This window comes from Clostridium sp. MB05 (assembly GCF_046581255.1).
In the GTDB taxonomy this organism is placed as follows: Bacteria; Bacillota; Clostridia; order Clostridiales; family Clostridiaceae; genus Clostridium.
On record NZ_CP174370.1, the window covers coordinates 2,146,497 to 2,173,073 of the forward strand.

Genomic DNA, 26,577 nt, shown 5'->3' on the forward strand with positions numbered 1-26,577 from the left:
TTGCAATAGCTCCTTTTTACTTAACACTCCCAACAGGTCTAAAAATTCCCAATAACTATTTTATCTCTGGAACATCTATAGTTATAGCTGAATTTTCTACTTCTTCAGATGTTCTACTATCATATACTTTTATTGTGTACTTTTTCTTTCCCACATATTCAGATGGTAATATAGTTTTACCTATTTTAGTAAGTTCTTCTGATATTCCATGACGACTTTGATTTCCCATCCATATTTGATATCCATTTTCATCAAACATAGCATAGTAATAAGGATCTTTTTCTTTTCTGTTCCAATCTCCCAGTTCTCCTCTGTTTTCAGATTTAAAAATGGCAGCAAAAGGAGAGAATACTATTTCATCTAAATATATACTTCCTTCTTGAACCTTTATCTCCTTATTAAGTACAACTATCTTTGAAGTAGCTTCCTTTGATTTTTGTAGCTCTAGTTTAGCTTTCTTTTCACTTTTAAATTTACTTACATAATCTGTTGCAACTACTTCAACTTTAATATTTTCATCTAAATTTAAATCTCCAATATATTGCCATACTACCATAGAAAACTTATTACTTTCTATTTTTGTATCTACGTTAGAACCATAAGAGGATCCATTCTTCTCAAAGTCTAGTCTTACCCCTATTTGCATACTCTCATCAGGAGATAAATCTTTACCATCTTTTCTTTCTAAGCTATATGCATAAACTAAAAAGTTATCATCATATCCAATATTATTTACTGTTACTTTATATTCTCCAAAATCTAGATTGACAATTTCATCATTTGTATATTTTAAATATAAATCTGCTGTAACAGCATCATTTATAATTTCCTTTACTCCCAAAATATTTTTCAATATGTCAGTTCCATATGTTTTTATAACGGGAGTTAAAACTAAACATAGCATAACTACTGCTATTGCTTTTACAAAGTTACTTTTTTTATTTTTATTTCTATTTTTATCTGGGAGATTTTTTAATGTATCTTCATAGAAGTCTTTAAATTCTTTATTAATTTCTTTATTTTTCTCTTCATTTAACATTTCTTCTAGTTTCATTTATTATCATCTCCTCTTTACTTATTATCTTCTTTAAACTTTCTTTTGCTCTTGATAATTTTGATTTTACTGTACCTTCAGAAATTTCCATTAAATCACTTATTTCTTTATAGCTTAGGTCATTAAAATAATACAAAATAATAATCTTCTTATGTTCATCAGATAAACCATCCATACATTGCCTTATTTCAATTTCTGCAAAGCCATTGTCAATATATTGCTCTTCTATTTGTGAATCTAGATATGTTACATTTTTTTCTCTTTTTAAAAGATCCCTACACTTGTTTCCTAATATCTTTAATAGCCAAGACTTAAATGAGTTATCATTTTTTAAAGTGCTTATTTTCTCATAGACAACTGTTATAGTTTCTTGCACTGCATCTCTGACAAGCTCATCATTATTTAACATATATTTTGCAAATAAATATACATCTTTTTCATAAGTTTTAAGTAGCTCAATGAAAGCCTCTTTATTTCCTTTTTTAGCTTTTTTAATTAATAATTTTTCGTCCATATGTTCCCTCCTTATACCAACTAGACTTTATAAATAGCTGATTTGTTCCATGTTTGGAAAAATTTTTATTAATAATATCTAAGTGTTCTTCAAATAGAAATTCAGCAGTTCTGTATGGAGAACGACTATATTTTAATATCACTTACATATATAATTATATATGTAAATAATATACTGCAAGTAGAAAGAAAATTATGAAATTAAAAAAGTAGTTTATTAAGTTTTAACGAAAATTTATGAGGTATAAGTATGAAAAGTGCAATATTAGAAAAAGGTGAAGAAGTTTATAATAAGCTTGGTAAGATTTTTTTATTAGCGCAAAATACAAGAGATAATTCTGAGATTGCTTATATAGAGAAGCTATTAGTAGAGAAATTATTTGAAATAAATATTCAAATCAGTGAAGCAATATTATTAAAGAAGTATTTTATATGGAATCAGCTATATTTAGAGAGGAAAATTGAAGTTAATGATGAAGATATTATAATGTACATAAATAAAGTGTTAGATGATATGGGTTTATAATAATGCTGTAAATAAACTTGGTTTCATTATAAGATATGGTTTATATAATAAAGCATAGTATAGATAATAAACATCTATATAATATGAAGAGGTAAAAACTATTTTTATAATGTATTGGAGGTTGAGTATGAATTATATTTTTATGAGTGAAAGTTATATATCAGCATTTACAGATATTATTGATGCTGAACTTCATAAGCATTATATGCTTCAATTGTTTATGAGCTATAAGGATAATTTAAATATAGAAGTAAAGGGTGAAGATATATCTTGCAAATGTATTATTGTAAATACTAATGTAGAGCATTGTTTTTCTTCAGATAATAATATTCATTTTACAATGCTTATAGATGCAGCATCTGATATTGCTCAACAATTTAAGAGAAAATATCTATTAGGAAAAGAGTATTGTGTACTTGATTGTTCTGAAATTAGATTACTTCAAAAAGAGTTTCAACAACTAGTTAAAGATTTAGATATAGAAAAATATAGTGATTTTACTTCTTCAATGTTTAATATTTTAGAAATAGAAGTAAACAAGAAAATTAAATATGATGAACGAATTCTTAAATTACTAAAAATGTTAGATGAATATGATTATGATGTTAATTTTTTTAAAGAATTTTCTAAAATGCTTTCATTATCTGAAAGTAGGATATCTCATCTATTTAAGAAGCAGATAGGGATACCTCTTAAAAGCTATATTGTATTATGTAACTTGAAAAAAGCATATATATATTTATTAGACAATGGTAGTATAACAGATGCAGCAATGAAAGCCGGATTTGATAGTCCATCACACTTTGCATATACAAGTAAAAAGTTAACAGGTATGTCAGCGAAAAATATTCGTAAAGATAGCGTATTTTTGAAAGTTCCTCATCTTAAAATAGAGTAAAATATAGCCAATAAAGAAAATGGAGGTTATATTTTATGGAAAGATATTTAGAAGAAACAAAGCTTTTAGATTTTTCATCAGATTGCATTAGAAAGCTAGTTGAAGAAAAGCAATGGAGAAATCTTAGTGATTATAATAAAATTCTTGAGATATATAATTATGTAAAAAATGATATTGCATTTGGGTATAATGAGGATGATGCAATTCCTGCCTCAAAGGTTTTAGAAGACGGATATGGACAGTGTAATACAAAAGGGATTTTATTTATGGCATTATTGCGTGCAGTTGGAGTTCAGTGCAGAATGCATGGCTTTACAATAGATAAAATACTACAAAAAGGTGCTATGAAAGGCTTATACTATAAGCTTTCACCTAAGGAAATAGTTCATAGTTGGGTAGAAGTTTATTATAATTCTAAATGGTATAACCTTGAGGGATTTATTTTAGATGTAAGTTATCTAAATAAATTACAAAGTAAATTTTCAGATTGTACAGGCTCTTTTTGTGGATATGGAGTAGCAACAAAAGATTTTCAAAATCCAATAATTGATTGGAATGAAAATGACACATATATACAGAAGGAAGGTATTGTAAGAGATTATGGTGTATTTGACAATCCAGATGAATTTTTTAAAAATCATAGTCAAGCGATTAGTCCTATAAAAAAGTTTATTTATAGAAATTTTATTAGACATTTGATGAACAGGAACATTAGTAAAATTAGAAATTCTAAACAGTAGAGATGATAAAATAGAAGAAAAAATATAGATTAAATTAGTAACTTTAGTAAAGAGTTAAAAGTAATAAATTACACAGGGCAATTATTTATTTTAAGTATAATTTGCCTTGTTTTTTATGTTTAGAGGAAAGTATAAAAGTTTAAAGTTCTGAAAATGTGATTATATAAGGCTTTTAGTAACTCAATGTAAAAAAGTAGACTTGTTTTATACTTTCCTTACCTTCAGTTTGTAAGTGGATATATGTAAGATTGCGTTGACTTGGAGCGGAGCGACGGAATAAGTAAACTTACATATATCCACTAATTCATTAAATAAGCATATTTTACAAAAGAAGGTTTTAAAACGGGAATACTATAGGCAATTAATAAGCAATATATACTATAAGAGATAAGAAACTAAGATTCAATATAGAATATCAATAATGTTTAACTATAGAAGAGGTTGATAGATATGATTGAAGAAACAGGTAAAGAAACACAAGAAGAATTAATAGATAGCTTAATAGAAAATAATAAAGATAAATTATATGAAATTATTGACAATATGTATCCAATAGATATTGCTATAATTTTAGAGGAGTTTGATGATGAAAACTTATTGAAATTTTATGATTTAATAGATAATGAGCTTATGGCTGAAATTATGGAACAATCCAGTGAGGAATTACAAATTAGAATTATTAAGTTATTTGATTTTGAAGCTATAGTACAGTTATTTTCTTATATGCCAAATGATGATATCGCTGATATTTTAGGGAATCTTCCAATTAGAATGAGAAAAGATTTATTGAAGTTAATGAAGACTGGTGATATCAAGAAATTACAAGAGTTATTAGGCTATGCAGAAGATAGTGCTGGTGGTATTATGACAACTGAATATATTGCCCTTAATGGAGCGTTATCTATAGTAGAATCTTTGAAGAAGATTAAGGAAATTGGACCAAGAACAGAAGTAATTGAAACAATATTTATATTAAATAAAAGAAAAGAGTTAATTGGAACCGCTGATTTACGAGATATATTAGTAGCACCTGATCAAGAGAAGCTACATAACATAATGGATTATAATGTAATCTCTGTTAATCCAGAAGTAGACCAAGAAGAAGTATCATTACTTGTTTCAAAATATGATTTAAAGGTCATACCAGTTGTTAATCGTAAGAATTCTCTTTTGGGAATTATTACAGTTGATGATATTATTGATGTTATTGTAGAAGAACAAACTGAAGATATTTTACACTTAGGTGGAGTAAGTAAGGAAGAAAGATTAGATAGTCCAATAGCCATATCTATAAAAAGAAGATTGCCATGGCTATTTATTAATCTTGGAACTGCTTTTTTAGCCTCTTTTACCGTAGGATTATTTGAAGACGTTATAGCTAAAGTAGTAGCTTTGGCAGCTGCTATGCCAATAGTTGCTGGTATGGGAGGAAATGCAGGAACTCAGACATTATCATTAGTTATAAGAAGTATTGCTCTTGGGGAATTAGAATTAAAAAAGAATTGGAGATTAGTTTTTAAAGAAGTTGCTTTAGGTGTAATAAATGGTGCAGCCACTGGATTTATAACAGGGTTAATACTTTATATTGAGTATGGTAATCCTTATCTTGGATTAATTATTCTTGTCGCAATGATTGGAAATTTAGTTATAGCAGGTTTTTTCGGATTTTTAATTCCATTATTTCTAAAGCTATTTGGTGTAGATCCAGCATTAGCTTCAGCTATATTTTTAACAACAGCAACAGATGTTTTTGGATTTTTCTTATTTTTAGGTTTAGCAAAAATGTTTTTACCTCTTTTAATGTAGTCTCTGTTAGATGAGAATGTTGATATGAGAGTTACTTCATCACTAATTCACTACGTTAAGAATTTCTATTATTTCTTCCGTAAATATTTTTTGACAATATTTAAAACTACTGATAAAGTTAAGAAGCACATAATTTAATGAAAGAGGTATGATTATGGAAATTAACTTTGAAAATCTTAAAATAAATGAAAAAATTATTAATGGATTAAATGCTATGGGAATAAAAGAACCTACAGAAATACAAAAGAAAATTATCCCTTTAGCTATTGATAAAGTAAATTTAATTGGACAGTCTGAAACAGGAACAGGAAAGACTTTAGCTTATCTTTTACCTATAATAGAAAATATTGATACAAGCAAAAAAGAAATGCAATGTATAATACTAGCTCCAACTCATGAATTAGCTATTCAAATTAATAATACAATAAATGAAGTTAAAAAATCATCAGGACTAGATATTACTTCTACATCTTTAATAGGTAGTGCTAATATCCAAAGGCAAATAGATAGTTTAAAAGCGAAACCTCATATTATAGTTGGCTCTGCTGGAAGAATATTAGAGTTAATTCGTAAAAAGAAAGTATCTGCTCATACTATAAAAACTATTGTAATTGATGAAGTAGATAAACTTTTAGATAAAAATAATCTTCCTGTTATAAAAGACATTATAAAATCTACTCAAAAGCAAACTCAAGTTATGATGTTCTCTGCCACATTAAATGGAAAAACTTTAGATATTGCTAAGACTTTAGCTAATGATATAAATGTTGTAGCAGTTAAACATAATAAAGTTAATGAAAATATAAATCATAGCTACATAAAAACTGATGGCAGAAAAAAGATTGAAACTTTAAGAAAGCTTATAAATGCACTAAAAGCTGAAAAAGTTTTAGTATTTAATAATGATAGTTATACTACTAACACAGCTGTTGAATATTTAAAATTTAATAATGTAAAAGTAGATGCTATTGGTGGTAATGGAAAGATGGAAGATAGAAAAAGAGCTTTAGAAAGTTTTAGAACGGGTAAAATTCAAGTTTTAATTGCTTCGGATGTAGCTGCTAGAGGTTTAGATATAAAAGGTGTAACTCATATTATTAATTTAGACATTCCTGAAGACTCTAATGATTATCTACATAGAGCAGGAAGAGTCGGGAGAGCAGGGGAAACTGGAGATGTACTTTCTTTAGTTGATGATAGAGAAGAATCTCTAATAAAATTACATGAAAATAATTTTAAAATTAACATTCAACAAAAACGTCTTTATAAGGGAAATGTAGAATAATAAAACTTAAATTACATATTGACTATTTTAATATATGTGCTAAAATTAATATAATTTAAAAAGATATATTAAATAGCTTCGTATAACCCTAATAATATGGATTAGGGGTTTCTACCAAGAACCAATAATTCTTGATTACGAGGAAATCATTTTATTTGTGATTTCTTCGTAATCAAGAATTTTTTTTTATACAAAAATATATTTATTTAAATTTAATATTAGTTAATTTAAATAAACAGATTAATCAATGGAAGATTTTTAATTTACATATAAAAATGTTTTTAAGGAGGAAAAATTATTATGGATACTAAGAACTTACCTAAAATAGAACTACACTGTCATTTAGATGGTAGCTTAAGAGTTGAGACAGTAATAGAATTAGCTAAAAAAGAAAATATAAAATTAGACAGCTATGATTATGATTACGTTAAGAGTTTACTGACTATTTCAGAAGATTGTGATTCTCTAGATGAATACTTGAAAAGATTTGATTTACCTAATAAAGTTTTGCAAACAAAAGAAAATTTAAGAAGAGTAGCTTATGAGCTTTTAGAAGATGCTGCAAAGGAAAATGTTAAATACATTGAAGTTAGATTTGCACCAGTATTTCATACTCAAAAAGGACTAGCTTTAGAAGAAATTATAGAAAGTGTTATAAGTGGAATAAAGGAGGCTGAGGAAAAATACGACATTAGAGGTAATGTAATAATTTCTTGTATAAGAGGATTAGATTTAGAGCATGTATATCAATCTATAGATGCAGGAGAAAAGTATATTGGCAAAGGTGTTGTAGCAATAGATTTAGCAGCATCTGAAAGAGAAGATTTTGCTTATGAATATATAGAGGCAATGAAGGTTGCTAAGGAAAAGGGATTTAGAATTACAATACATGCAGGAGAAACTGGTTTCGGTAAAAATGTAAGAGATGCAATAAAACTTTTGGGAGCTGAAAGAATAGGCCATGGAGTGTATATATATAATGATGATGAGGCATATAATTTAGTTAAAGAAAATGGAGTAACATTAGAAATGTGTCCTAAAAGTAATCTTGATACAAAAGCTGTAACATCATATGAAGATCATCCTATTTATAAATATCATAATGATAGTATAAAGGTTAGTCTTAGCACCGATAATAGAACTGTTTCTAATGTAAATTTAACTGAAGAAACAAATAAATTAATAGAAACATTTAATGTAAACATAGATGAGTATAGAGAAATTTATATAAATAGTGTAAATGCGGCCTTTTGTGATGAAGAAACAAAGGTAGGTTTACTTTCTTTTCAAATTTAGTAAAATAGATAAGTTATAGATATTATTTTGATTATTATTATAAAAGTGATATAAGCCTAGAACAAAAATTAGATAATTCTGAATAGAAATATATAAAATGTATATATGTTTAACATCAACATATAATATATAGTAAATATTGTGTTTGGGAGTAATAATATGAAATGTAAAAAGCTATTTAAGTATGAGATTATAGGTATATTTATAATATTTTTTATAGGATGTTTATGGCATAATCTATATGATATTTTAGGTAATAATGTTCTGATAGGATTAATAGCACCTGTAAATGAAAGTATGTGGGAGCATTGGAAAATAGGATTATATCCAATATTAATATATTCTATTATAGAATATATTTTTGTAAAAGGGCATGTAAAAAACTTTTTATTTAGTAGATTTATAGTTATAGTAGTTTTTGAAATTGTATGCTTCTCTTTGGTTGGGTTATGGCATATTTTATTTAAAGAAGCAAGTTTTACAACTAATATGATAGTTGATATAGCTGCCTATTTTATAGGGATTTTAATAGGACAATTAGCTGGATACTTTATATCCTGTAAAACAAAAGAAAATAAAACATTATTTTATATAGCTGTAGTAGGTATAGCTATTCATATAATTATTTTTATTCTTTTTACGTTTAATCCTCCTATGATAGAATATTTTAAAGATAGTATTACAGGGCAATACGGGCTTTAGATTATAATCAATTAATAAAACTTATAAATTAGTTATATAAATATTAAAATAAGGTTGTCTTGATTAGGCAACCTTATTTTGGTCTTATGTCAATATATTGAACACAAAAAGTCAAACTCTTTTAAGTTGTATCTCTAGCTAATAATTTACATTGATTTGAATAGTACAAACCATCTTTGATAGTATGAATATATGTTTTTAAAAGTATTTAAATAAAATCTAAGGGCTTTTTATGTTTATAAAATAATTAATTAGGAAAAACTACTTTTAATTAATCATTAAATAGGAGAAAATTTATGAAAGTAAGGCTTGGATATGTTGCCATTTCAAATGTATTAGGAAAGAAGATAACAAGTTCTAGTAATGTAACCTTTACAAATTATAGTAAAATTATATCAGAAGAAAAAAGATTAGAAAAATTAAAAAGCATTACTGCTTCAAACTTAAATGCATTAGAAGAAATATTAAGATACAATATAAAAAATGATATACATTTTTATAGAATAACTTCTGCCTTAGTACCGTTAGTTACTCACCCTGAAGTCGGGTATTGGGGACATAGAAAAATTTTTAAAAAGGATTTCGAATATATAGGTAATCTTATTAAAGAATCTAATATGAGAGTAGATACTCATCCGGATGAATTTAATGTGATAAACAGTAATAATCTAAAGGTTGTTAAAAATACAATTATAAATTTAACTAGACAAGTTGAATGGTTTGAAGACATGAATTATAAAGAAGGGAAAATGGTAATTCATATAGGTGGAGCAACTGGAGGGAAAGAATTGGCTATAGAAAGATTTATTGAAAATTTTAAAGATTTTCCTAGCAAAATAAAAGAAAGATTAATTATAGAAAATGATGATAAAACTTATACAGCTAGTGAAACTTTAGAATTATGCAAAACTTTAAATATACCAATGGTTTTAGATATTCATCACCACAATTGCAATAATAATGACGAAAATATTTCTGATATGCTACAAGGTATATTTGATACATGGAGTAATGAAAATTTACCTCCTAAAATGCACTTTTCTTCACCAAGGGATGAAAAGTTAGATGGTAAAATAGATAGAAAACATTCAGATTTTATAAATGCTTTAGACTTTATAAATTTTATAGAATTAACAAGAAAAATTAATAAAGACTTTGATATAATGCTAGAATGTAAAGAAAAAGATGTAGCTTTATTTAAGCTAGTTAAAGATATAAAAGAAATTAATCCTGAATATAAATGGAAGGATAAAACTACATTAATTATTAACTAATATAAATAAAAAATCAATTTTAAGTATGAATTTTTTTACTTTAAATAGAAATTTAGGTTAAATTGCAAAATTCCTACTAAGGAAGAGTACGCCTTATACAGTGTACTGTAATCTAATCCCTCCAATATGTGGTTTAACAATCTAGCTGAGTCATCCTCTGGTATAAACATTTCAAAATTTAATGAAAAAACTAATTGATAGCTGTCATTAAATTTAGTATAATCTTTGTGATATTTTAGTTTTGTTTTCACAGATAAATTATAAAACATTAGCGAGTCTTTGACTCGCTTTTTTTCATTTCGGGCAAAAAATAAGCCATCGAACAACCTTAGTTGTGCAACAACCCCTTTTATACTTATTTCGCTTAATATTAAATAAATGCACTACTTAATTTTATCTAACTTATCAAAAAATATTGAAATTTCACCACATTTTGGGCATATAGCAGCCTTTATCTTTCCTTTATTATCTGAAAAAACTCCACTCCCTTTTCCCAATACAACTGACGCAGTAGAAGTTATATTTTCTGTTTTTAACATATAATCTTCAATCATAACTTCATCACATCTTAAACATTTTCTCATAATATCTTCCCACTCAAATATGAATAATTTAATACAATCCATAAATTATTTATATTCTTATTATACATAATTAATGGATTATAATTCCAGTAATTATGAAAATAAAATTTAGATTTGTCAACTAAACTTAACATTTTTAGCTTGCAAAGGTATCATACTGACAAAGTATAAAAAATGATACCTGATGAAAGGCCTTTTACAGATTATTACACTTACTTTAATATAATTACTTATATCAGTACTTATGGTCATGATTTATTTTGTTAGCATATTTTAATGAATAGAACTATTTCGATAGTCTGGTGAATTTTTTATTTGAGAAGTGCTTAGAAATATTAATTTTAATATTATAGAATAAGTATTAATTAATAAAAAGCATTGCCGATATATATATTATAATTAATATGTACAAATATGTTGAAGTTTGTAGAAAAATCACTATATTAATTATTTTAAAAGGAATAATTTTATAAATTATGTTAATGAATTCTAAATTTTCAAAAAGAGGAGATGATTTTATGGGGAAAGTCAAACACAAAGTAATTCTTGTTACAATGATAATATCTTTACTGACAGCTATAATTATAGCTGGAAGTATGACATATGGATTTATCAAGAATAATTCTAATTCGTTATCTATGCAAAGAAAGAGTTTAAAGGATGACTATGATTCAAGAATTAAAGAGCAAGTAGAAATTGCAATTTCTATGATAGATAAAATAAACGAAAAGGCTAAAAGAGGTGAGATTACCCTTGATGAAGCTAAAAAGCAAAGTGCAGATTTATTAAGAAATTTAAAATTTGGTAATGGAGGGTACTTTTGGGCTGATACAGTTGATGGATTAAATGTTGTTCTTTTAGGATCTGAAACAGAAGGTAAAAATAGACTTAATTCTCAAGACAGTAAAGGAAACTATATGATAAAAGATGTAATTGAAAATGGTAAAAAAGAAGGTGGTGGATATACTGATTATTGGTTCCCTAAGAGTGGAGAAACAGAATCATCACCTAAAAGAAGTTATAGTAAATTATATGCTCCTTTTAATTGGGTAATAGGAACAGGGAATTATATAGATGATATAGATAAGATAATAGCAGATAGAGAAGCTATTGCACAAAAGGAGTTAATGTTTAGTATAACTATTAATATGATTTTACTTATTGTTTCTTTAGTTATAGCTGCAGTTTTATCAATGATTTTAAGCAAACAAATAACAGATCCTCTAATTAAAATAAAAGATTTTGCATTAAGATTATCTTCCTATGATTTTAGCAATCAAATAACTATTACAAGAAAAGATGAGTTTGGACAAACTGGCAATGCTTTAAACCAAGCACAAGAAAATGTAAAAGACTTAGTAAAAACAATTATGGAAAATTCTCAAGATATAAGTGCATCATCAGAAGAACTTTCAGCAACTGTTGAAGAACTATTCTCTAAAGTTGTTATAATAGATGAAGCTGTAGAATCAATTGCTTCTGGAATGCAAGAATCTGGTGCTGTTACAGAGGAAATAAGTGCATCTATTGAAGAAGTAGATTCGAGTATAAATATATTATCATCAAGGGCTATGGATGGAAGTAATATTTCTAATAATGCTAAAGATAGAGCTATCGAAGTTAAACATAGTAGTGAAAATGCAATTAATGAAACTAGAAAAATATATAATGAAAAGAAAGAAAAGATGGAAAAAGCCATAGAAGATGGAAAAATAGTAGAAAGTATAAAAGTTATGGCTGATACTATTGGTGGAATAGCAGAGCAAACTAATTTACTTGCTTTAAATGCAGCTATAGAAGCAGCAAGAGCAGGAGAGCAAGGAAAAGGATTTGCTGTTGTAGCAGAAGAAGTAAGGAAACTTGCTGAACAATCAGGAGAAGCAGTAAAGAATATTCAAGAAACAATTGCAAAAGTACAGGGTGCATTTAAAAGTAGTATTGAAGCAGGTAGCGATATATTAGATTTTGTAAATACAAAAGTAAATGACCAGTTAGATGCCTATGGTGATACAGGTATTAAATATTATGATGATTCAGATTTTGTAAGTAAAATGTCTGATGAAATTGCTGCTATGTCGGAAGAAATTACAGCTACAGTTGGTCAAGTAAGTGATGCAGTTCAAAATATGGCTGAATCTTCTCAAAAGTCTAGTGAGAAAGCTGAAGATATTAGAGAGAGTATGAATGAAACAACAAAGGCAATAGAGGAAGTAGCTAAAACTGCCCAAAGTCAAGCAGATCTTGCACAAAAGCTAAATGAAATGGTACAAAAATTTAAAATATAATATAAAAAAGATTGTAATTTTTTACAATCTTTTTTTATTTTTATAAGTAAACGATATCTTGCTTTAACTTAGCTTGTATTGATTTGATATTAGAGTTAAAATTATTCGTGGATAAAATTAAATAAAACACGAGGGGATGTAATCTCAATGCTAAAAAGTTATATTAATGACCTTAAAGAGGAATTTAAGGGGTATAATTTGTTAAATTTTAAACGAGATCTGATGGCAGGAATAACAGTTACTGCAGTAGCACTTCCACTAGCATTAGCTTTTGGAGTTAGTTGTGGAGCTTCAGCAGCAGCTGGACTAATAACTTCAATAATATCAGGTTTAGTAATAGGAGCTCTTTCAGGAGGTTCATTTCAAATATCTGGACCAACAGGAGCGATGAGTGCAATTTTAGTTGTATTATTTCAAAAATATGGACTACAAGGAGTTTGGATAGCTGGAGCATTGGCAGGACTAATACTTATATTGGCAGGAATATTTAAGCTTGGAAAAATAGTTTCGTATATACCAGCACCGGTAATTACAGGCTTTACATCAGGTATAGCTTTAACAATTGCAATAGGACAATTAGATAATTTTTTTGGTGTAACAACTAAAGCATCAGAATCTTCTGCAATAAAGTTAATAAACTTTGTAACGTCACCACTAAATATAAATTGGTATGCATTATTAATTGGAGCTTTAGTAGTTGGTATTATGATTATTTGGCCAAAAAAACTTAATAATATCATACCATCTTCATTGATTGGATTAATTGTTGCATTATTAATAAACTTAGTATTTAAATTACCTATAGATGTAATTGGTGATATACCAAAAAAATTAATTTTAGATGAAAGACTTAATGTTAGTGCAATTAATATTAATGTTATAAAAAGTGTGTTAGCACCAGCAATAAGTATTGCTGCATTAGCTATGATTGAAAGCTTACTTTGTGGTGAAGTTGGTAAAAAAATGAAAGGAGATTCATTTGATGCTAATAGAGAGTTAATAGCACAAGGAATTGGGAACTTCATAATTCCTTTCTTTGGAGGTGTACCTGCAACAGCTGCTATTGCAAGAACAAGTGTAGCTATAAAATCAGGAGCTAAAACTAGAATAGTAAGTATTTTTCATGCAATATTTTTAATGCTTTCAATGTTTTTATTAGCACCTATTATGGCTAGTATTCCTTTATCAGCCTTAGCAGGGGTTTTAATGGTAACTACTTGGAGAATGAATGAATTGGAAAGTATAAAATATATATTTTCTAAAAAATTTAAAGGCGCAATATTAAAGTTTTTAATAACAATGTTTGCAACAATAGTATTTGATTTAACTCAAGCTATATTAATAGGTGTAATTTTTTCAAGTCTTTTGTTTATTGTAAAAATTGCTAATATGGATATATCAATAAGTGAGGTAGATGAAAATAAATTAGATGAAAAAATCCTTGAAGGTAGTAACTTATCTAATATAAAAGTTGCATATTTTACAGGACCTTTATTTTTTGCAACAGCAGAAAAGTTTAAAAATCAAGTTTTATCAATAGAAGAAGCTAAAGTTATAATACTATCAATGAGGGGAGTTCCTTTAATGGATATATCAGCATTGCAAGCTTTAGATGAAGTAATGACTGAATTTAAAAATAGAGGTTGTAAATTAATGCTATGTGGTTTACAGCAACAAGTAAAAGATTTTATTGATAAATCAGGATTTGAAGAAAAAATAGGTTCGAATATGATTTTTTGGAGTGCAGATCAAGCTATTAAAAGTACTTTATATTGTTAATTAGAAAGAGATGTGACATAAATCACATCTCTTTTTGCTTTTATTAAACCCATTCAGTTACATCATTTATAGGTAATCTAGTTGTTGGGTAGCTAGGTGCAGCAGCTTTTCCTATAGGAATAATAATTACAGGTATAAACCCATTATCTATATTAAACTCTTTAACTAATAATTCATGATTAAATCCAGTCATAGGGCATGTATCCCAACCTGAAGCCTTAGCAGCTAACATAAATTGCATTGCAGCTAAAGAAGAATTTAGTATTGCACTACTTTTAGCTCTTTCATCTACAGTATAGACATTATTTATGTCTGATATTAATTTGTCTTTATATTCTTTAGTCATAAGTCCAGCATCTACAATAGGGTTATAAATCTTTGGAGCATTATCATTTGCTTTTAAGTTACCTAATACAATTACTGTAGCTGCGGCATCTAAAACTTGTTTTTGATTAAAAGCAATTGGAAGAAGTTTTTGTTTAGCTTCCTCACTTTTAACCACAATGAATTTCCAATGTTGTAGATTCCAAGCAGAAGGTGATTTAGTAGCTAAAGCTAAAATTTCTGATAGCTCACTTTCTGAAATTTCTATAGATTTATCAAATTCACGAATTGAAGATCTTTCTTCTAAAATCTTTATAAAATCTTTATTAATCATGTCGTTATCCTCCAAAATGTATTAAAACTTAATTTAATAATTACTTTCATATAATTAATAATGATATTATCAAGTATATGTATATAAATATCAAGTACTTACTTTTAAGTTACATAGGCACTTAAAAGTAACTATAAAATTAAGAAAGACTAAATCTTTAGAAAATATTATAAGTTATAAATACAAGTAAAATTTAAAATTAAAGAATAAAATCAGAAGATAATCCATTAAATTACTTAAAAGTATTTAAGGTATAACATTAAATTAGAATATATGGTAATATGTATATAAATAATTTACTACTAGAAAGGAAAGACAAATTTGGACAAATCAAAATTTTATACTAACAGAAAAAATATAATTGTGCTAGCAGTCATTTGCACATTATTATGGGGAAGTGCTTATCCTGCTATAAAGATTGGATATGAACTTTTTAATATTGTAGGAAATGATATAGGATCAAAGCTTATTTTCGCTGGATATAGGTTCTTCTTAGCAGGAGTTTTTGTTTTATTATTACAAATAATAAGAGGATCTAAAGTTTTTAACTTAAATCCTAAAGAATTAGGACAAGTTACTATATTAGGTTTAGGGCAGACAACCCTTCAATATATTTTCTTTTATATAGGGCTGTCTTATACAACAGGAGTAAGAGGAGCAATTATAAATGGAACAGGAACATTTTTTAGCATTTTATTAGCTCACTTTATTTATAAAAATGACAAGCTAAATTATAACAAGGTTTTAGGATGTATTGTTGGATTCTCAGGGGTTATTATAGTTAATCTTGGTGGTACATCAGTTTTAGAAGGTAGTTTTTCATTTAAAGGTGAAGGCTTCATAATGATTGCAGCTTTTTTACTTTCAATTTCATCAATTTATGGTAAGAAGATAACTCAAAATAAAGATGCATCTACTGTAACTGGATATCAACTTGCAATAGGAGGTCTTATTTTAACTATTTTAGGATATGTTTTAGGAGGACATCTTTCAAACTTCACAGTTAAATCGAGTATGTTACTCTTATATATGGCTTTATTATCCTCAGTAGCTTTTGCATTATGGTCTCAGCTTCTTAAATATAATAAGGTAGGAATAATAACGGTTTTTAACTTTTTAGTACCTATATTTGGAACTATATTATCTGCTATATTCTTAAAAGAAAATATTTTTGATATTAAGATATTAATAGCTCTAATATTAGTTTGTACAGGAATTTATTTAGTTTATAGAAAAAAAGAAAATAATAATTAGAGGCATATAAATAGAATATATATATATAACTTTTATAGTAACTGTAATAGAGTTTTAAGCTTTATTACAGTTATTTTTTATGTAATTAAAGAAATAATAGGTAGTACAATTTTTCTTAAAGTAACTATAATATCAAAAAAACTAACGGTATATAATAGAGCATTTATAAAGTTAATAAAATTAGTTTTCAGATAATAATATTGAAGTAAATGTTTACAAGATATATAATAAAAGTATGTGATTACTTACATTTAGTATAATTTAAAAAAGGAGAATGAGTATGGCATTTTACAAAATCAATGATGTAAATATTTATTATGAGGTAAGTGGTGATTTAAATTCAAAAACAGCAGTAGTTTTTTTAAATGGAGTTATGGCATCAACAAATAGTTGGAATTATTTATCACCTACTTTTGAAGAAACAGGATTAATGGTTATTAGACATGATTTTAGAGGGCAACTAAAGTCTGATAAACCAAAAGGTCCATATACATTTTCACTACATGCCGAAGATGCAAAAAAACTTTTTGAAGAATTAGGAGTAGAAAAGGTTCATATAATAGGTACATCTTATGGTGGAGAGGTTGCAATGAAATTTGCAATTATGTATCCAGAAATGACAAAGAGTATATCAGTAATAGATTCTGTTAGTGAGTTAGATGAAGTACTAAAAGGATTTATTGATGGATGGATAGTTTTATGTGATGCAATGGATGGAGAGAAATTTTTTAGAGGAATGGCTCCAAGTATATATGGCAATTCCTTTTATACTAATAATAAGAAAATGTTAGAAGAAAGAGCAAAGGATTTTAAAAGAATGCCTAAAGAGTATTTTGAAGGGCAAAAGATACTTTATGAAACTTTTAAAAAAGATGTCTATATGACAAATGAACTTAAAAATATAAAATGTCCTGCTTTAATTATAGTTGGACAAGATGATTTACTTAAAAGAGTAAAATTTTCAGATATTTTAGCTAGGGAAATACCTAACTCAGAGTATATTATAATTCCAGATTGTGGTCATGTTTCAATTTTTGAAAAATATAAGGAATTAAACAGTATGTTATATGGGTTTATATTTAAAAATAGTAAATAATCAATAGTATTAGTAAAAGAAGTAATCATGATTAATAGTTTTTATAGCAAGAATAAAAGATATAAGTTTAAAATAAAAACATTATTTTAAAATGTACTTTTAATAAATTAAGTTAAAAAAATAATATGCTATTTAAAAGATGATTTCTGTATCAAACAGGAGTCATCTTTTATTTTTGTTTATTTTTACTTGTTATTTTACCACTATTTACCAATTTTAAAATATGTTGTATTATTATCTTATACTATAAATAAAATTTAGAGAAATATTAAGAAAAAATGTAAGGTTAAAAACTTTATGAAAAGTCTAGAATATAATAAAAAAAGTTAAAATTAAATATTATTAAAAAATAATATAAACAATCTTTAACAAATTAAAAAGTTATTATTTTATAGGGGGATTTTTATGAATAAAAAGAAAATTGCTGTACTTCTAGCTGCAACTATGATTACCACTTCATTATTTACACTACCATCTAATAAAGTCTATGCTACAGATTCAAAAACTAAAGCCAAGGAAATAGTTAAAAGTATGACTTTAGACGAAAAAGTTGGACAAATGCTAATGCCAGATTTTAGACAATGGAAAGCTAAAGATGCTCAAGCAGTAAGTGATATGACAGTGTTAAATGATGAAATATCAGACATAGTAGACAAATATGATTTAGGAGGAGTTATTTTATTTGCTAATAATGTAAAAGAAACAGAACAAACTGTAAAGTTAGTTCATGATCTTCAAAAGGTAGCAATTGAAGATAAAGATGGGAACTTACCTTTACTAGTAACTATAGACCAAGAAGGTGGAATAGTTACTAGATTAGGTACAGGTACAAACTTACCTGGAAATATGGCTATAGGAGCTACAAAAAGTGAAATAGATGCTTATGATTCAGGATATGTAATTGGAAGGGAATTAAAATCCTTAGGACTTAATGTTAACTTTGCTCCAGCTATGGATATTAATAATAATCCAAATAACCCTGTTATTAACTTAAGATCAATATCAAGCAATCCAGAATTAGTTGGAAAATTAGGCAGCAAGATTATGGAGGGAATTCAAAGCCAAGGAGTTGCAGCAGCAGCTAAACACTTTCCAGGTCATGGTGACACAGCTACAGATTCACATTATGGATTACCAGTAGTAGATAAACCTATAGAAGCTTTAAGAGAAATGGAATTAAAACCTTTTAAAACAGCCATAGATAAGGGTGTTGATATGATAATGACTGCTCATATACAATTTCCACAAATAGAAAAGGATACTTACACCTCAAAAAAAGATGGAAGTCAAATTGGATATCCTGCAACATTGTCAGACGATGTAATTACTGGGGTTTTAAGAAATGAACTTTCCTTTGATGGGGTTGTAGTAACTGATGCATTAAACATGAAAGCAATTAGTGATCATTTTGGTGAAGTAGAAGCTGTTAAATTAACTATCAAATCAGGCGTTGATATTGCTTTAATGCCAACTGTTTTAAGAAGTATAGATGATGTGTCTAAGTTAGAGAATATTATAAATTCAATCAAAGAAGCTGTAAATACAGGAGAAATACCATTAGATAGAATAAATGAATCAGCAGAGAGAATTGTTAAGTTAAAAATAGATAGAGGTATAATGGATTTAAAAAACGACAATAGAACTTTAGAAGAAAAGGTTACCAATGCTAAATCTATTGTTGGATCAAAGGAAAATAGAGATATTGAGAGAAGAGTCTCAGCTAATGCTATTACTGTAGTTAAAAATGAAAATAATATTTTGCCTTTAAAGCCTAAGGAAGGTGAAAATATACTTTTATTAGCACCATATGATAATGAGTTGCCAGGTATGAAATTTGGTGTAACTAGATTAATAAAAGAAGGAAAAATAAATAATGTTAATTTAGATTTAGTTTCATATAATAAGAAAACTACATTAGAGGATGATATAAAGGTTAAAATTGATTCAGCAGATAAAATTATTATGTTATCTGAAATATCAAGATCTTCTCATTTATCACTAGACAGTTGGCTAACTAAATATCCAACGGAAGTTTTTGAATATGCAAAATCTAAGGGAAAGGCTGTTGTTTTAGGTAGCCTTGGTCATCCTTATGATGTGACGGCTCGTGATGAAGCTCAAGCTAAGGTAATAGCATACGGATATAAAGGAATGGATCCAACAGAAGCTGATGGAGGATTATCACCTACAAAAGCCTTTGGACCAAATATTCCAGCTATTATCGATGTAGTTTTTGGAGCACATGAAGCTGTTGGAACTCTTCCAGTTGATATACCAAATTTAAAGCAAGATGGTAGTTATGACTTAACTAGCAATAAATATAACTTTGGATATGGTATAACTAACTTAACTTCAATGGGTACTACAAATATTGAAGCACCTTCAAATGTTAAAGTTGGAAAAGAGTTTGAAACTAAAATATTATTAAAGGATATTAAGGAAGGCTTAAATAGTAAGAAATACTCAGCAATAATTAATTTTGATAACAATTTTTTAGAGTTTGTAAAAGCAGAGTCTAATAGTGAAGGTATCAAAATAGTAGATAGTAAAATAGAAAATGATAAATTAGTAGTAAATTTAGAAGCTTTAGGAGAAAAAATTATAACTAATGAAAGCTTTAATATAATTTTTAAATCTAAATCTAATGTAGGTTTATCAACTATAAAGATAGATTCTATGGAAGTAATAGATAGTAATGATAGAGTATTTACAGCTTTACCATCAGAAACAAAAGTTAATATATTAGCAGATAGTTTTCCAGTAATAACTGCTTCAGATAAAGTTCTAACTATAGGAGATGAATTTGTTCCTTTAGAAGGGGTAACAGCCTTAGATGAAGAAGATGGAGATATATCTAATAAAATTAAAGTTAAAGAAAACACTGTAGATACTTCAAAGGCTGGAGAGTATAAGGTTATATATGAAGTTGAAGATAGTAATAACAATAAGACTGAAACAACTATTAAAGTAACTGTAAAAGAAAAAGATAACAATGCATGTACAGACAATGATGACGACAAAAATAATAATGAAGGTACAAACAATAATAAACCAAACTCTAATCTTCCAAATACAGGAGGAACTTCACCAATAAGTACAGTTGCTTTAGGTAGTATTATGACTATAGTTGGTGCTGTTTTAAGAAAGAACAAAAAATAAGAATATTCCATAAAAAATTCCAAGAAAGTGAGATGAAAAAACACCTCCTCACTAGAAATATAAGAAGCCCTTAGAAAAATTTAATCCACAAAAGTTAGAAATTCATTTAAATGGACATAGCTTTAAATCTTTGCTAAAATATAGTGAATATAACTTAAGGAGGAAAACTTATGATTTCTAAGAAGGCACTTAAAGAAGATATTATAACTTATGACATAATTAAGTATAAAGATGAAGACGGAAAAGAAATAGAGTACGTTGAGGTTACTCTTGTAGATAGAATTATTGATGTATATATGGATACTAAAGAAGTTAATATAGGTATTCTTGCTAATAAAATTATAGAAGATAACTTATATAAGTAAGGGATATAAGTTTAAAATAATATGCTATTTAAAGGATGATTTCTGTATCAAACAGGAGTCATCTTTTATTTTTGGTTATTTTTACTTATAAATTTACTACTATTCACCAATTTTAAAATATGTTGTATTATTATCTTATACTATAAAGAGAATTGGAGAGAACTATGAGAAAAAGTAAGGAATTATTATTAGCACGATATATATCATTTATTATTTTAATAGCTCAAATATTTATTGAAGAAAAAAATACAAGTATTCAAAGTATAATATTTGTTTTGTTATTTGTAATAAATAATAATCTTAGAGTGTTTTTCTTTAAAGATGATAAATTAACTATATTTTCAATGATTATAGAGTTAATAGTGTCGCCAATAGCTTATTTAAACTTTGGAGGAAGTATTCTATTTTATTTAATAGGGATAACCATAGATTCATTTACTTTAAGGTCCAATAATATGAAATATTTATTTGCAGTTATAATATCTATTCTAGCTGTATCTACAAAATTTAATGAAAACATAGAAAATGGTATTATTAATTTAGTTATTATGGTTATTTTTGTGATTCTTTTAAATTATATATCTAATCTATATAGTACAAAAAGAGAAGCTCAAAGGCTATATGACAAGCTTAGGATATCAGAGGAAAAGCTAATTGAAGCTAATAATGACCTTGAAGAATGTCTTACTTCAATAGAAGAATTAACAGTACTTAAAGAGAGAAATAGAATATCAAGAGAAATACATGATAGTGTTGGACATGCTTTATCTACAGCAATGATTCAATTATCTGCTATGGAAAGTATAGCTAGTAAAGAAGAAAGCAATTTGAAAGATATGGCAGGAAACTTAAGAGATTTTATAAATGATAGTTTTCAAGATGTAAAGAAAGCTGTAAGTGAGCTTAAATCTGATGATTATGATAATTACAGAGGTATAATTAGAATTCAAGAGCTATGTAAAAACTTTGAAAAGATGTCTGGAATAGAAGTAAGCATCATTTTATCAAAGGGTGGTTGGACTTTATCTACAAAGCAAAGTACTCATTTATATAGAATAACTCAAGAAATATTATCTAATGCTTTAAGACATGGTAAGGCATCAAAGGTTAAAGTAATCATGAATTTTACAGAAAATGATTTTGTAATATCTTTTAAAGATAATGGTGTAGGAACCAGTACTATTGAAGAAAGCGGATTTGGGCTTAAGAATATAAGAGAAAGAGCAGAAGAAATGGGTGGAACAGTTGATCTTAGCTCAGAAGAAGGAAAAGGATTCTTTGTAAGATTTGTAATTCAAAGGGAAAAGGAGAATTAGGATGGGGAAAATTAAAATATTAATTGTAGATGATGAAAAGTTAATTAGAGAAGGTTTAAAAATTATGCTTTCAACATTTGATGAAATTGAAGTAGTTGATACGGCAGAAAATGGGTATAAAGCTTTAGAAGTATGTAAAAACAAAGATATTGATGTTGTACTTATGGATATAAGAATGAAAGATTGTGATGGAGTTATGGGTACAAGGCTTATTAAAGAACAATTTACTAAAATTAAAGTTATTATACTTACTACCTTTAAAGATAAAGAATATATTCAAGATGCTTTAAAGTATGGTGCTTTTGGTTATTTGTTAAAAGATAGCTCTCATGAAGTTATTTATGAAGGAATAAAAACAGCTTATATGGGAAATATGGTTGTTCATCCAGAAGTTGCAAATGAAATGCTTAGTGTAAATTTACAAAATATCAATAGCAAAGAGATAGAGAAATATGATTTTTCAGAGAAGGAATTTCAAATCATTAAATATATTGCAGAAGGCTTAACTAATAAAGAAATTTCAGAAAAGCTTTATTTATCTGAAGGAACTATAAAAAATAATATTACAAACGTATTATCTAAGCTAAATCTTAGAGATAGAACACAAATTGCAATTTTTGCATTTAAAAATGGAATAGTGACTTAAGTCATTTACATAGTGACTTAGAGTAATGGCAAGCCCCCTAGCTTTATCTTATTATAGAATTAAGATAAAGCTAGGGGGTATTTTAAATGTGTATTATAGAAGTTAAAAATGTTACAAAAAGATTTAATGATAAGTTAGTTTTAGATAATGTAAGCTATGAAGTTAATAGAGGAGAGATTTTTGGATTTATAGGACCTAATGGAGCTGGAAAATCCACATTAATTAATATAATGACTAGTCTTTTAGCTCCAGATAGTGGAACAATTAAAATTTGTGGCTATGATATTTTAAAAGAACCAATAAAAGCTAAGGAATGTATAGGTTATGTTCCACAGGATATTGCTTTAATGGAAGAGCTGAATGCCTATGATAACCTTGAATTTTTTGGCGCGTTATATGGGTTAAAAGGAAAAGAACTTAAAGAAAGAATTAAAGAGGCCTTAGAAGTTACAGGTCTTCAAGAAAAGAAGAAGGAAAAAGTTAAAAAGTTTTCAGGTGGGATGAAAAGAAGATTAAATATTGCAGCTGCTATTATGCATCATCCAAAGGTATTAATTATGGATGAGCCTACTGTTGGAGTTGACCCACAATCAAGAAATCATATATTCACTTTCACTAAAAATATTTGTAAAGAGTGGGGGACAACAGTTATTTACACTTCTCATTATATGGAAGAAGTTGAGGAGCTTTGCAGGCGAGTGTTTATTATTGATTTAGGTAAGGAAGTTGCTTATGGAACTGAAGAAGAAATTAAAACTTCTATTTTTCCTAATAATAAAGTACTAATAGAAGCTAAAGATATTACAGGCGAAGTTATTTTAAATATTGAAAAATTAGAAGGAGTAATAAAGGTTAAGGAGCAGGAAGATACAATTTCCTTAACTATAGATTCAAACTTTAAACTTCATAATGTTTTAAGTATCATAGAGCAATATGGTATTAATGTAAAGAAAATAAGCTATGAAGATGCAAGACTTGAAGATGTATTCTTAGCTTTAACAGGAAAGACACTAAGAGATTAGGGGGTGACTTAATTGAAATTATTATATTATACAAAAACAACCTTAAAAGGAATGGTATCTAATGGAGCTATAACAATTTTATATCTTATACTATTTCCAGTCTTATTAGCAGCCTTTATGGGATTTTTCCAAAAGACACTTATGGAGAGCCCCTTAAAGCTTAAAACTTTAAAAATAGAAATAAGTGATATGGACAAAAGTGATATGTCTAAAAATTTAATATCCTTTTTAGAAAGCGAAGAAATGAAAGAGCTTGTTGGAATAACTGATAAAAAAGCTAATATAGAAATTGCTATCCCAAAGGGATATGGAGATAATGTCATGTCTCTAAAAAAAGGTGAAATAAATATAAACAAATTAGAAGAAGGATTAAATAACTCAACAAATACATTAAAAACAATTTTAGATAATTATCATCAAAGTCTTTATGTTAATATATCTGGAGGATCAAATGAAGATTTAGAAAAGATCTCAGGAAAATCAATTGTTGAAAAGATAGATATAGACACAAAGAAGTCTTCTAGTAGTTATGAAAAAATGTCTGCATCAATGATTGCATTTGTAATTAGTATGCTTATTTTTGGACTTATACAAACTAACTATGCAGAAATTAGCGTAAATCTTGATAAAAGAGTGTCTTCAACACCTATAACCAAAAAGCAATATTTTTATTATGATTCATTTGCTTTATTTGTATATTCATCTTTAATTATTTCTGGATATGTATTTTTCTTCAGAATTGCAGGAATAAGCTTTACAGGAAATCTAATTCCTTTAATTATATTAGTTTTAACTTCAGCTATATTAGTAGTTTCAATAAGTAAATTTATATATACTTTTTTTGGAGCAACCTATGGAAAAGTTATTGGAGGATTACTTTTTGCTCTTCCTATTATAGGAATGGAGATGCTTACTGGTGAGGGTAATGCTTTAGCAACCTTAGCACCAACACACTATATTTCAAAGCTTTTTACTTTGTATAATTTAAATGGAAATTTTAATGGAAATACTAAAGACTTAATATTAATAATTGCTGCTTCAGCAATACTACTTTTAATTGCATTAATAAAAGTAAATTCATGTGAGGGGGGAAGGAAATGCGCTTAATAAGATTAACTATAATTAATTTAAGAAGAAGTTTAAAGAATCCTGCAATTTTGCTTATGACATTTCTTCTTCCTATGATTGTTTTATTTGGTGCAGTTGGACCAAGCTCAAATGACACTTCTCTAGGGAAACTAGGGATATTAGATAAATCTTCAAGTAAATACTCTAAGGATTTAATAAATAATCTGTCAGAAAAATATGATATAGAAGAATTAAAGGGAGAAGCTGAAGATAATTATAATGAATTAAGAGATAAAAAAATTGGAGCAATATATGTAATAGATGAAAATTTTGAAAAAGATATAAATAATGGTGATGTACCAAATATTAAAAGTTATAGTAATGAAGCTGTAATGGGATCAGTTATTGCAGATAATATTATAACTAATTATGTAAATGAATTACTTGAAGAAGGAGTAAATGATGGCCTAAGTACAAATACTGTAGAAGCTGTAATAGTTGATAAAAATGAAGTAAGCAAAGAAGATTTTGTTATGACTGTTCTTATGATATGTTATTTTATGATGATAGGTGGATCAATATTAATTGATGATATAATTAAGCTTAAAGCTCAAAAAGTATTAAAGAGAACAATATCAACTGGTAATTCTGATAAAGTAATCTTAGGTTCTTTATATTTATCTGCATTTATTTTGCAAAGTATAGTAAGTTCATTAACTTTAATTATAGCTTTAAAGATATTTAAAGTACCAAATTATAATTTAGGTGAAGGCATATTAGTAATTACCTTATGCAGTTTAATGACTACTTCCTTAATCGTAGCTACTACAAGGTGGCTTAAACATCCAACTATAGCAAGTTTAGCAGTTGTAGTCTTTGGATTGTTATCATTTGGTGTAGGCATACTTGGAAGTGGACTTCAAGAATTTGATAATGTACCACAAATAATAAATAATTTAAGTATAGTTTCACCATTTTCATGGATGGCACAAATTATAAATAAGGGAAATATATTTATGCCTATTATAGTAATAGTACTAATGTCAGGAGTACTATTTACAGCAGGAAGCTTTAGATTAAGAGAATTTGTAAAAGAATAATTTGAAATAAAACAACATTATTTATTTAGTAATGTTGTTTTTATTTTTATCCCATGCTCGTATAGCTAATAATTGCATTGAAATTTAACTTTATTTTCTAAATTTGAAATAACGTTGATATTGGAATTTTATAATGCTATTATTGTAAAAA

At 27.0% G+C, this 26,577-nt stretch carries 23 protein-coding genes and 1 riboswitch; of the genes, 19 read left to right on the top strand and 4 right to left on the bottom strand.

Annotated elements, in window-relative coordinates:
* Nucleotides 1–55: 55 nt before the first annotated feature.
* A complete protein-coding gene (locus ACH36K_RS10060) occupies nucleotides 56–1,054 on the bottom strand; it encodes a hypothetical protein (RefSeq protein ID WP_411167497.1) in 999 nt (332 codons plus the stop codon).
* Entirely contained in the window at nucleotides 1,029–1,568 is a 540-nt protein-coding gene (locus ACH36K_RS10065) for an RNA polymerase sigma factor (protein ID WP_411167498.1), read from the bottom strand. Before ACH36K_RS10065 ends, ACH36K_RS10060 begins: the two co-directional genes overlap by 26 nt.
* 249 nt (nucleotides 1,569–1,817) lie before the next feature.
* On the opposite strand from ACH36K_RS10065, the gene ACH36K_RS10070 reads away from it, so the two are divergent.
* The 8 genes from ACH36K_RS10070 to uvsE all read left to right on the top strand — a co-directional run bounded on the left by ACH36K_RS10070 (nucleotide 1,818) and on the right by uvsE (nucleotide 10,094).
* The gene (locus ACH36K_RS10070) at nucleotides 1,818–2,093 is read left to right on the top strand and encodes a hypothetical protein (protein WP_411167499.1); all 276 of its coding nucleotides are present in this window, start codon (nucleotides 1,818–1,820) and stop codon (nucleotides 2,091–2,093) included.
* A 127-nt stretch (nucleotides 2,094–2,220) separates the two neighbouring features.
* Nucleotides 2,221–2,991 carry a helix-turn-helix transcriptional regulator gene (locus ACH36K_RS10075; RefSeq protein ID WP_411167500.1) on the top strand — a complete coding sequence of 257 codons (771 nt, stop codon included), beginning with the start codon at nucleotides 2,221–2,223 and terminating at the stop codon, nucleotides 2,989–2,991.
* A gap of 35 nt (nucleotides 2,992–3,026) precedes the next feature.
* Complete coding sequence (locus tag ACH36K_RS10080) at nucleotides 3,027–3,731, top strand: transglutaminase-like domain-containing protein (protein ID WP_411167501.1); 705 nt, start codon at nucleotides 3,027–3,029, stop codon at nucleotides 3,729–3,731.
* A 450-nt stretch (nucleotides 3,732–4,181) separates the two neighbouring features.
* Nucleotides 4,182–5,537, top strand: coding sequence for a magnesium transporter (mgtE, locus tag ACH36K_RS10085; RefSeq protein WP_411167502.1), 1,356 nt, complete (start codon nucleotides 4,182–4,184; stop codon nucleotides 5,535–5,537).
* A gap of 154 nt (nucleotides 5,538–5,691) precedes the next feature.
* On the top strand, nucleotides 5,692–6,822 hold the full coding sequence (locus ACH36K_RS10090) for a DEAD/DEAH box helicase (protein ID WP_411167503.1): 1,131 nt from the start codon (nucleotides 5,692–5,694) through the stop codon (nucleotides 6,820–6,822).
* Nucleotides 6,823–6,880: 58 nt separating this feature from the next.
* A riboswitch (purine riboswitch) is annotated at nucleotides 6,881–6,980 on the top strand.
* A 142-nt stretch (nucleotides 6,981–7,122) separates the two neighbouring features.
* The gene (add, locus tag ACH36K_RS10095) at nucleotides 7,123–8,118 is read left to right on the top strand and encodes an adenosine deaminase (RefSeq protein ID WP_411167504.1); all 996 of its coding nucleotides are present in this window, start codon (nucleotides 7,123–7,125) and stop codon (nucleotides 8,116–8,118) included.
* Nucleotides 8,119–8,277: 159 nt separating this feature from the next.
* Nucleotides 8,278–8,820: a DUF6512 family protein gene (locus ACH36K_RS10100; RefSeq protein ID WP_411167505.1), complete on the top strand. Its 543-nt coding sequence runs from the start codon at nucleotides 8,278–8,280 to the stop codon at nucleotides 8,818–8,820.
* Nucleotides 8,821–9,116: 296 nt separating this feature from the next.
* A complete protein-coding gene (uvsE, locus tag ACH36K_RS10105) occupies nucleotides 9,117–10,094 on the top strand; it encodes a UV DNA damage repair endonuclease UvsE (protein WP_411167506.1) in 978 nt (325 codons plus the stop codon).
* Nucleotides 10,095–10,477: 383 nt separating this feature from the next.
* Here the strand turns inward: uvsE and ACH36K_RS10110 are convergent, their stop codons facing one another.
* Nucleotides 10,478–10,678, bottom strand: a complete 201-nt coding sequence (locus ACH36K_RS10110) for a hypothetical protein (protein ID WP_411167507.1) — start codon at nucleotides 10,676–10,678, stop codon at nucleotides 10,478–10,480.
* Nucleotides 10,679–11,196: 518 nt separating this feature from the next.
* Here ACH36K_RS10110 and ACH36K_RS10115 point away from each other — a divergent pair.
* A complete protein-coding gene (locus ACH36K_RS10115) occupies nucleotides 11,197–12,963 on the top strand; it encodes a methyl-accepting chemotaxis protein (protein WP_411167508.1) in 1,767 nt (588 codons plus the stop codon).
* A gap of 147 nt (nucleotides 12,964–13,110) precedes the next feature.
* Nucleotides 13,111–14,742 carry a SulP family inorganic anion transporter gene (locus ACH36K_RS10120; RefSeq protein ID WP_411167509.1) on the top strand — a complete coding sequence of 544 codons (1,632 nt, stop codon included), beginning with the start codon at nucleotides 13,111–13,113 and terminating at the stop codon, nucleotides 14,740–14,742.
* Nucleotides 14,743–14,785: 43 nt separating this feature from the next.
* Here ACH36K_RS10120 and ACH36K_RS10125 read toward each other — a convergent pair whose 3' ends face one another.
* Complete coding sequence (locus ACH36K_RS10125) at nucleotides 14,786–15,400, bottom strand: nitroreductase family protein (protein WP_411167510.1); 615 nt, start codon at nucleotides 15,398–15,400, stop codon at nucleotides 14,786–14,788.
* 321 nt (nucleotides 15,401–15,721) lie between these two features.
* Here ACH36K_RS10125 and ACH36K_RS10130 point away from each other — a divergent pair, with 321 nt between their 5' ends.
* The 9 genes from ACH36K_RS10130 (at nucleotide 15,722) to ACH36K_RS10170 (ending at nucleotide 26,426) form a co-directional block, all read left to right on the top strand.
* Nucleotides 15,722–16,654, top strand: a complete 933-nt coding sequence (locus tag ACH36K_RS10130) for a DMT family transporter (RefSeq protein WP_411167511.1) — start codon at nucleotides 15,722–15,724, stop codon at nucleotides 16,652–16,654.
* A 280-nt stretch (nucleotides 16,655–16,934) separates the two neighbouring features.
* Nucleotides 16,935–17,750, top strand: a complete 816-nt coding sequence (locus ACH36K_RS10135) for an alpha/beta fold hydrolase (RefSeq protein ID WP_411167512.1) — start codon at nucleotides 16,935–16,937, stop codon at nucleotides 17,748–17,750.
* A 405-nt stretch (nucleotides 17,751–18,155) separates the two neighbouring features.
* Entirely contained in the window at nucleotides 18,156–20,909 is a 2,754-nt protein-coding gene (locus ACH36K_RS10140; protein WP_411167513.1) for a glycoside hydrolase family 3 N-terminal domain-containing protein, read from the top strand.
* A gap of 170 nt (nucleotides 20,910–21,079) precedes the next feature.
* Entirely contained in the window at nucleotides 21,080–21,274 is a 195-nt protein-coding gene (locus ACH36K_RS10145) for a hypothetical protein (RefSeq protein ID WP_411167514.1), read from the top strand.
* A gap of 164 nt (nucleotides 21,275–21,438) precedes the next feature.
* Entirely contained in the window at nucleotides 21,439–22,590 is a 1,152-nt protein-coding gene (locus ACH36K_RS10150; protein WP_411167515.1) for a sensor histidine kinase, read from the top strand.
* 1 nt (nucleotide 22,591) lies between these two features.
* Nucleotides 22,592–23,236: a response regulator transcription factor gene (locus ACH36K_RS10155; RefSeq protein ID WP_411167516.1), complete on the top strand. Its 645-nt coding sequence runs from the start codon at nucleotides 22,592–22,594 to the stop codon at nucleotides 23,234–23,236.
* Between the two features lie 86 nt (nucleotides 23,237–23,322).
* Nucleotides 23,323–24,258, top strand: a complete 936-nt coding sequence (locus ACH36K_RS10160; protein WP_411167517.1) for an ABC transporter ATP-binding protein — start codon at nucleotides 23,323–23,325, stop codon at nucleotides 24,256–24,258.
* 12 nt (nucleotides 24,259–24,270) lie between these two features.
* A complete protein-coding gene (locus ACH36K_RS10165; protein ID WP_411167518.1) occupies nucleotides 24,271–25,365 on the top strand; it encodes an ABC transporter permease in 1,095 nt (364 codons plus the stop codon).
* Nucleotides 25,356–26,426, top strand: coding sequence for an ABC transporter permease (locus ACH36K_RS10170; RefSeq protein WP_411167519.1), 1,071 nt, complete (start codon nucleotides 25,356–25,358; stop codon nucleotides 26,424–26,426). Before ACH36K_RS10165 ends, ACH36K_RS10170 begins: the two co-directional genes overlap by 10 nt.
* Nucleotides 26,427–26,577 lie beyond the last annotated feature (151 nt).

What these genes read in the sequence shown, in the direction of transcription:
- ACH36K_RS10060 (WP_411167497.1), bottom strand. Translation starts at nt 1,054, where the DNA reads ATGAAACTAGAAGAAATGTTAAATGAAGAGAAAAATAAAGAAATTAAT.
- ACH36K_RS10065 (WP_411167498.1), bottom strand. Translation starts at nt 1,568, where the DNA reads ATGGACGAAAAATTATTAATTAAAAAAGCTAAAAAAGGAAATAAAGAG.
- ACH36K_RS10070 (WP_411167499.1), top strand. Translation starts at nt 1,818, where the DNA reads ATGAAAAGTGCAATATTAGAAAAAGGTGAAGAAGTTTATAATAAGCTT.
- ACH36K_RS10075 (WP_411167500.1), top strand. Translation starts at nt 2,221, where the DNA reads ATGAATTATATTTTTATGAGTGAAAGTTATATATCAGCATTTACAGAT.
- ACH36K_RS10080 (WP_411167501.1), top strand. Translation starts at nt 3,027, where the DNA reads ATGGAAAGATATTTAGAAGAAACAAAGCTTTTAGATTTTTCATCAGAT.
- mgtE (WP_411167502.1), top strand. Translation starts at nt 4,182, where the DNA reads ATGATTGAAGAAACAGGTAAAGAAACACAAGAAGAATTAATAGATAGC.
- ACH36K_RS10090 (WP_411167503.1), top strand. Translation starts at nt 5,692, where the DNA reads ATGGAAATTAACTTTGAAAATCTTAAAATAAATGAAAAAATTATTAAT.
- add (WP_411167504.1), top strand. Translation starts at nt 7,123, where the DNA reads ATGGATACTAAGAACTTACCTAAAATAGAACTACACTGTCATTTAGAT.
- ACH36K_RS10100 (WP_411167505.1), top strand. Translation starts at nt 8,278, where the DNA reads ATGAAATGTAAAAAGCTATTTAAGTATGAGATTATAGGTATATTTATA.
- uvsE (WP_411167506.1), top strand. Translation starts at nt 9,117, where the DNA reads ATGAAAGTAAGGCTTGGATATGTTGCCATTTCAAATGTATTAGGAAAG.
- ACH36K_RS10110 (WP_411167507.1), bottom strand. Translation starts at nt 10,678, where the DNA reads ATGAGAAAATGTTTAAGATGTGATGAAGTTATGATTGAAGATTATATG.
- ACH36K_RS10115 (WP_411167508.1), top strand. Translation starts at nt 11,197, where the DNA reads ATGGGGAAAGTCAAACACAAAGTAATTCTTGTTACAATGATAATATCT.
- ACH36K_RS10120 (WP_411167509.1), top strand. Translation starts at nt 13,111, where the DNA reads ATGCTAAAAAGTTATATTAATGACCTTAAAGAGGAATTTAAGGGGTAT.
- ACH36K_RS10125 (WP_411167510.1), bottom strand. Translation starts at nt 15,400, where the DNA reads ATGATTAATAAAGATTTTATAAAGATTTTAGAAGAAAGATCTTCAATT.
- ACH36K_RS10135 (WP_411167512.1), top strand. Translation starts at nt 16,935, where the DNA reads ATGGCATTTTACAAAATCAATGATGTAAATATTTATTATGAGGTAAGT.
- ACH36K_RS10140 (WP_411167513.1), top strand. Translation starts at nt 18,156, where the DNA reads ATGAATAAAAAGAAAATTGCTGTACTTCTAGCTGCAACTATGATTACC.
- ACH36K_RS10145 (WP_411167514.1), top strand. Translation starts at nt 21,080, where the DNA reads ATGATTTCTAAGAAGGCACTTAAAGAAGATATTATAACTTATGACATA.
- ACH36K_RS10150 (WP_411167515.1), top strand. Translation starts at nt 21,439, where the DNA reads ATGAGAAAAAGTAAGGAATTATTATTAGCACGATATATATCATTTATT.
- ACH36K_RS10155 (WP_411167516.1), top strand. Translation starts at nt 22,592, where the DNA reads ATGGGGAAAATTAAAATATTAATTGTAGATGATGAAAAGTTAATTAGA.
- ACH36K_RS10160 (WP_411167517.1), top strand. Translation starts at nt 23,323, where the DNA reads ATGTGTATTATAGAAGTTAAAAATGTTACAAAAAGATTTAATGATAAG.
- ACH36K_RS10170 (WP_411167519.1), top strand. Translation starts at nt 25,356, where the DNA reads ATGCGCTTAATAAGATTAACTATAATTAATTTAAGAAGAAGTTTAAAG.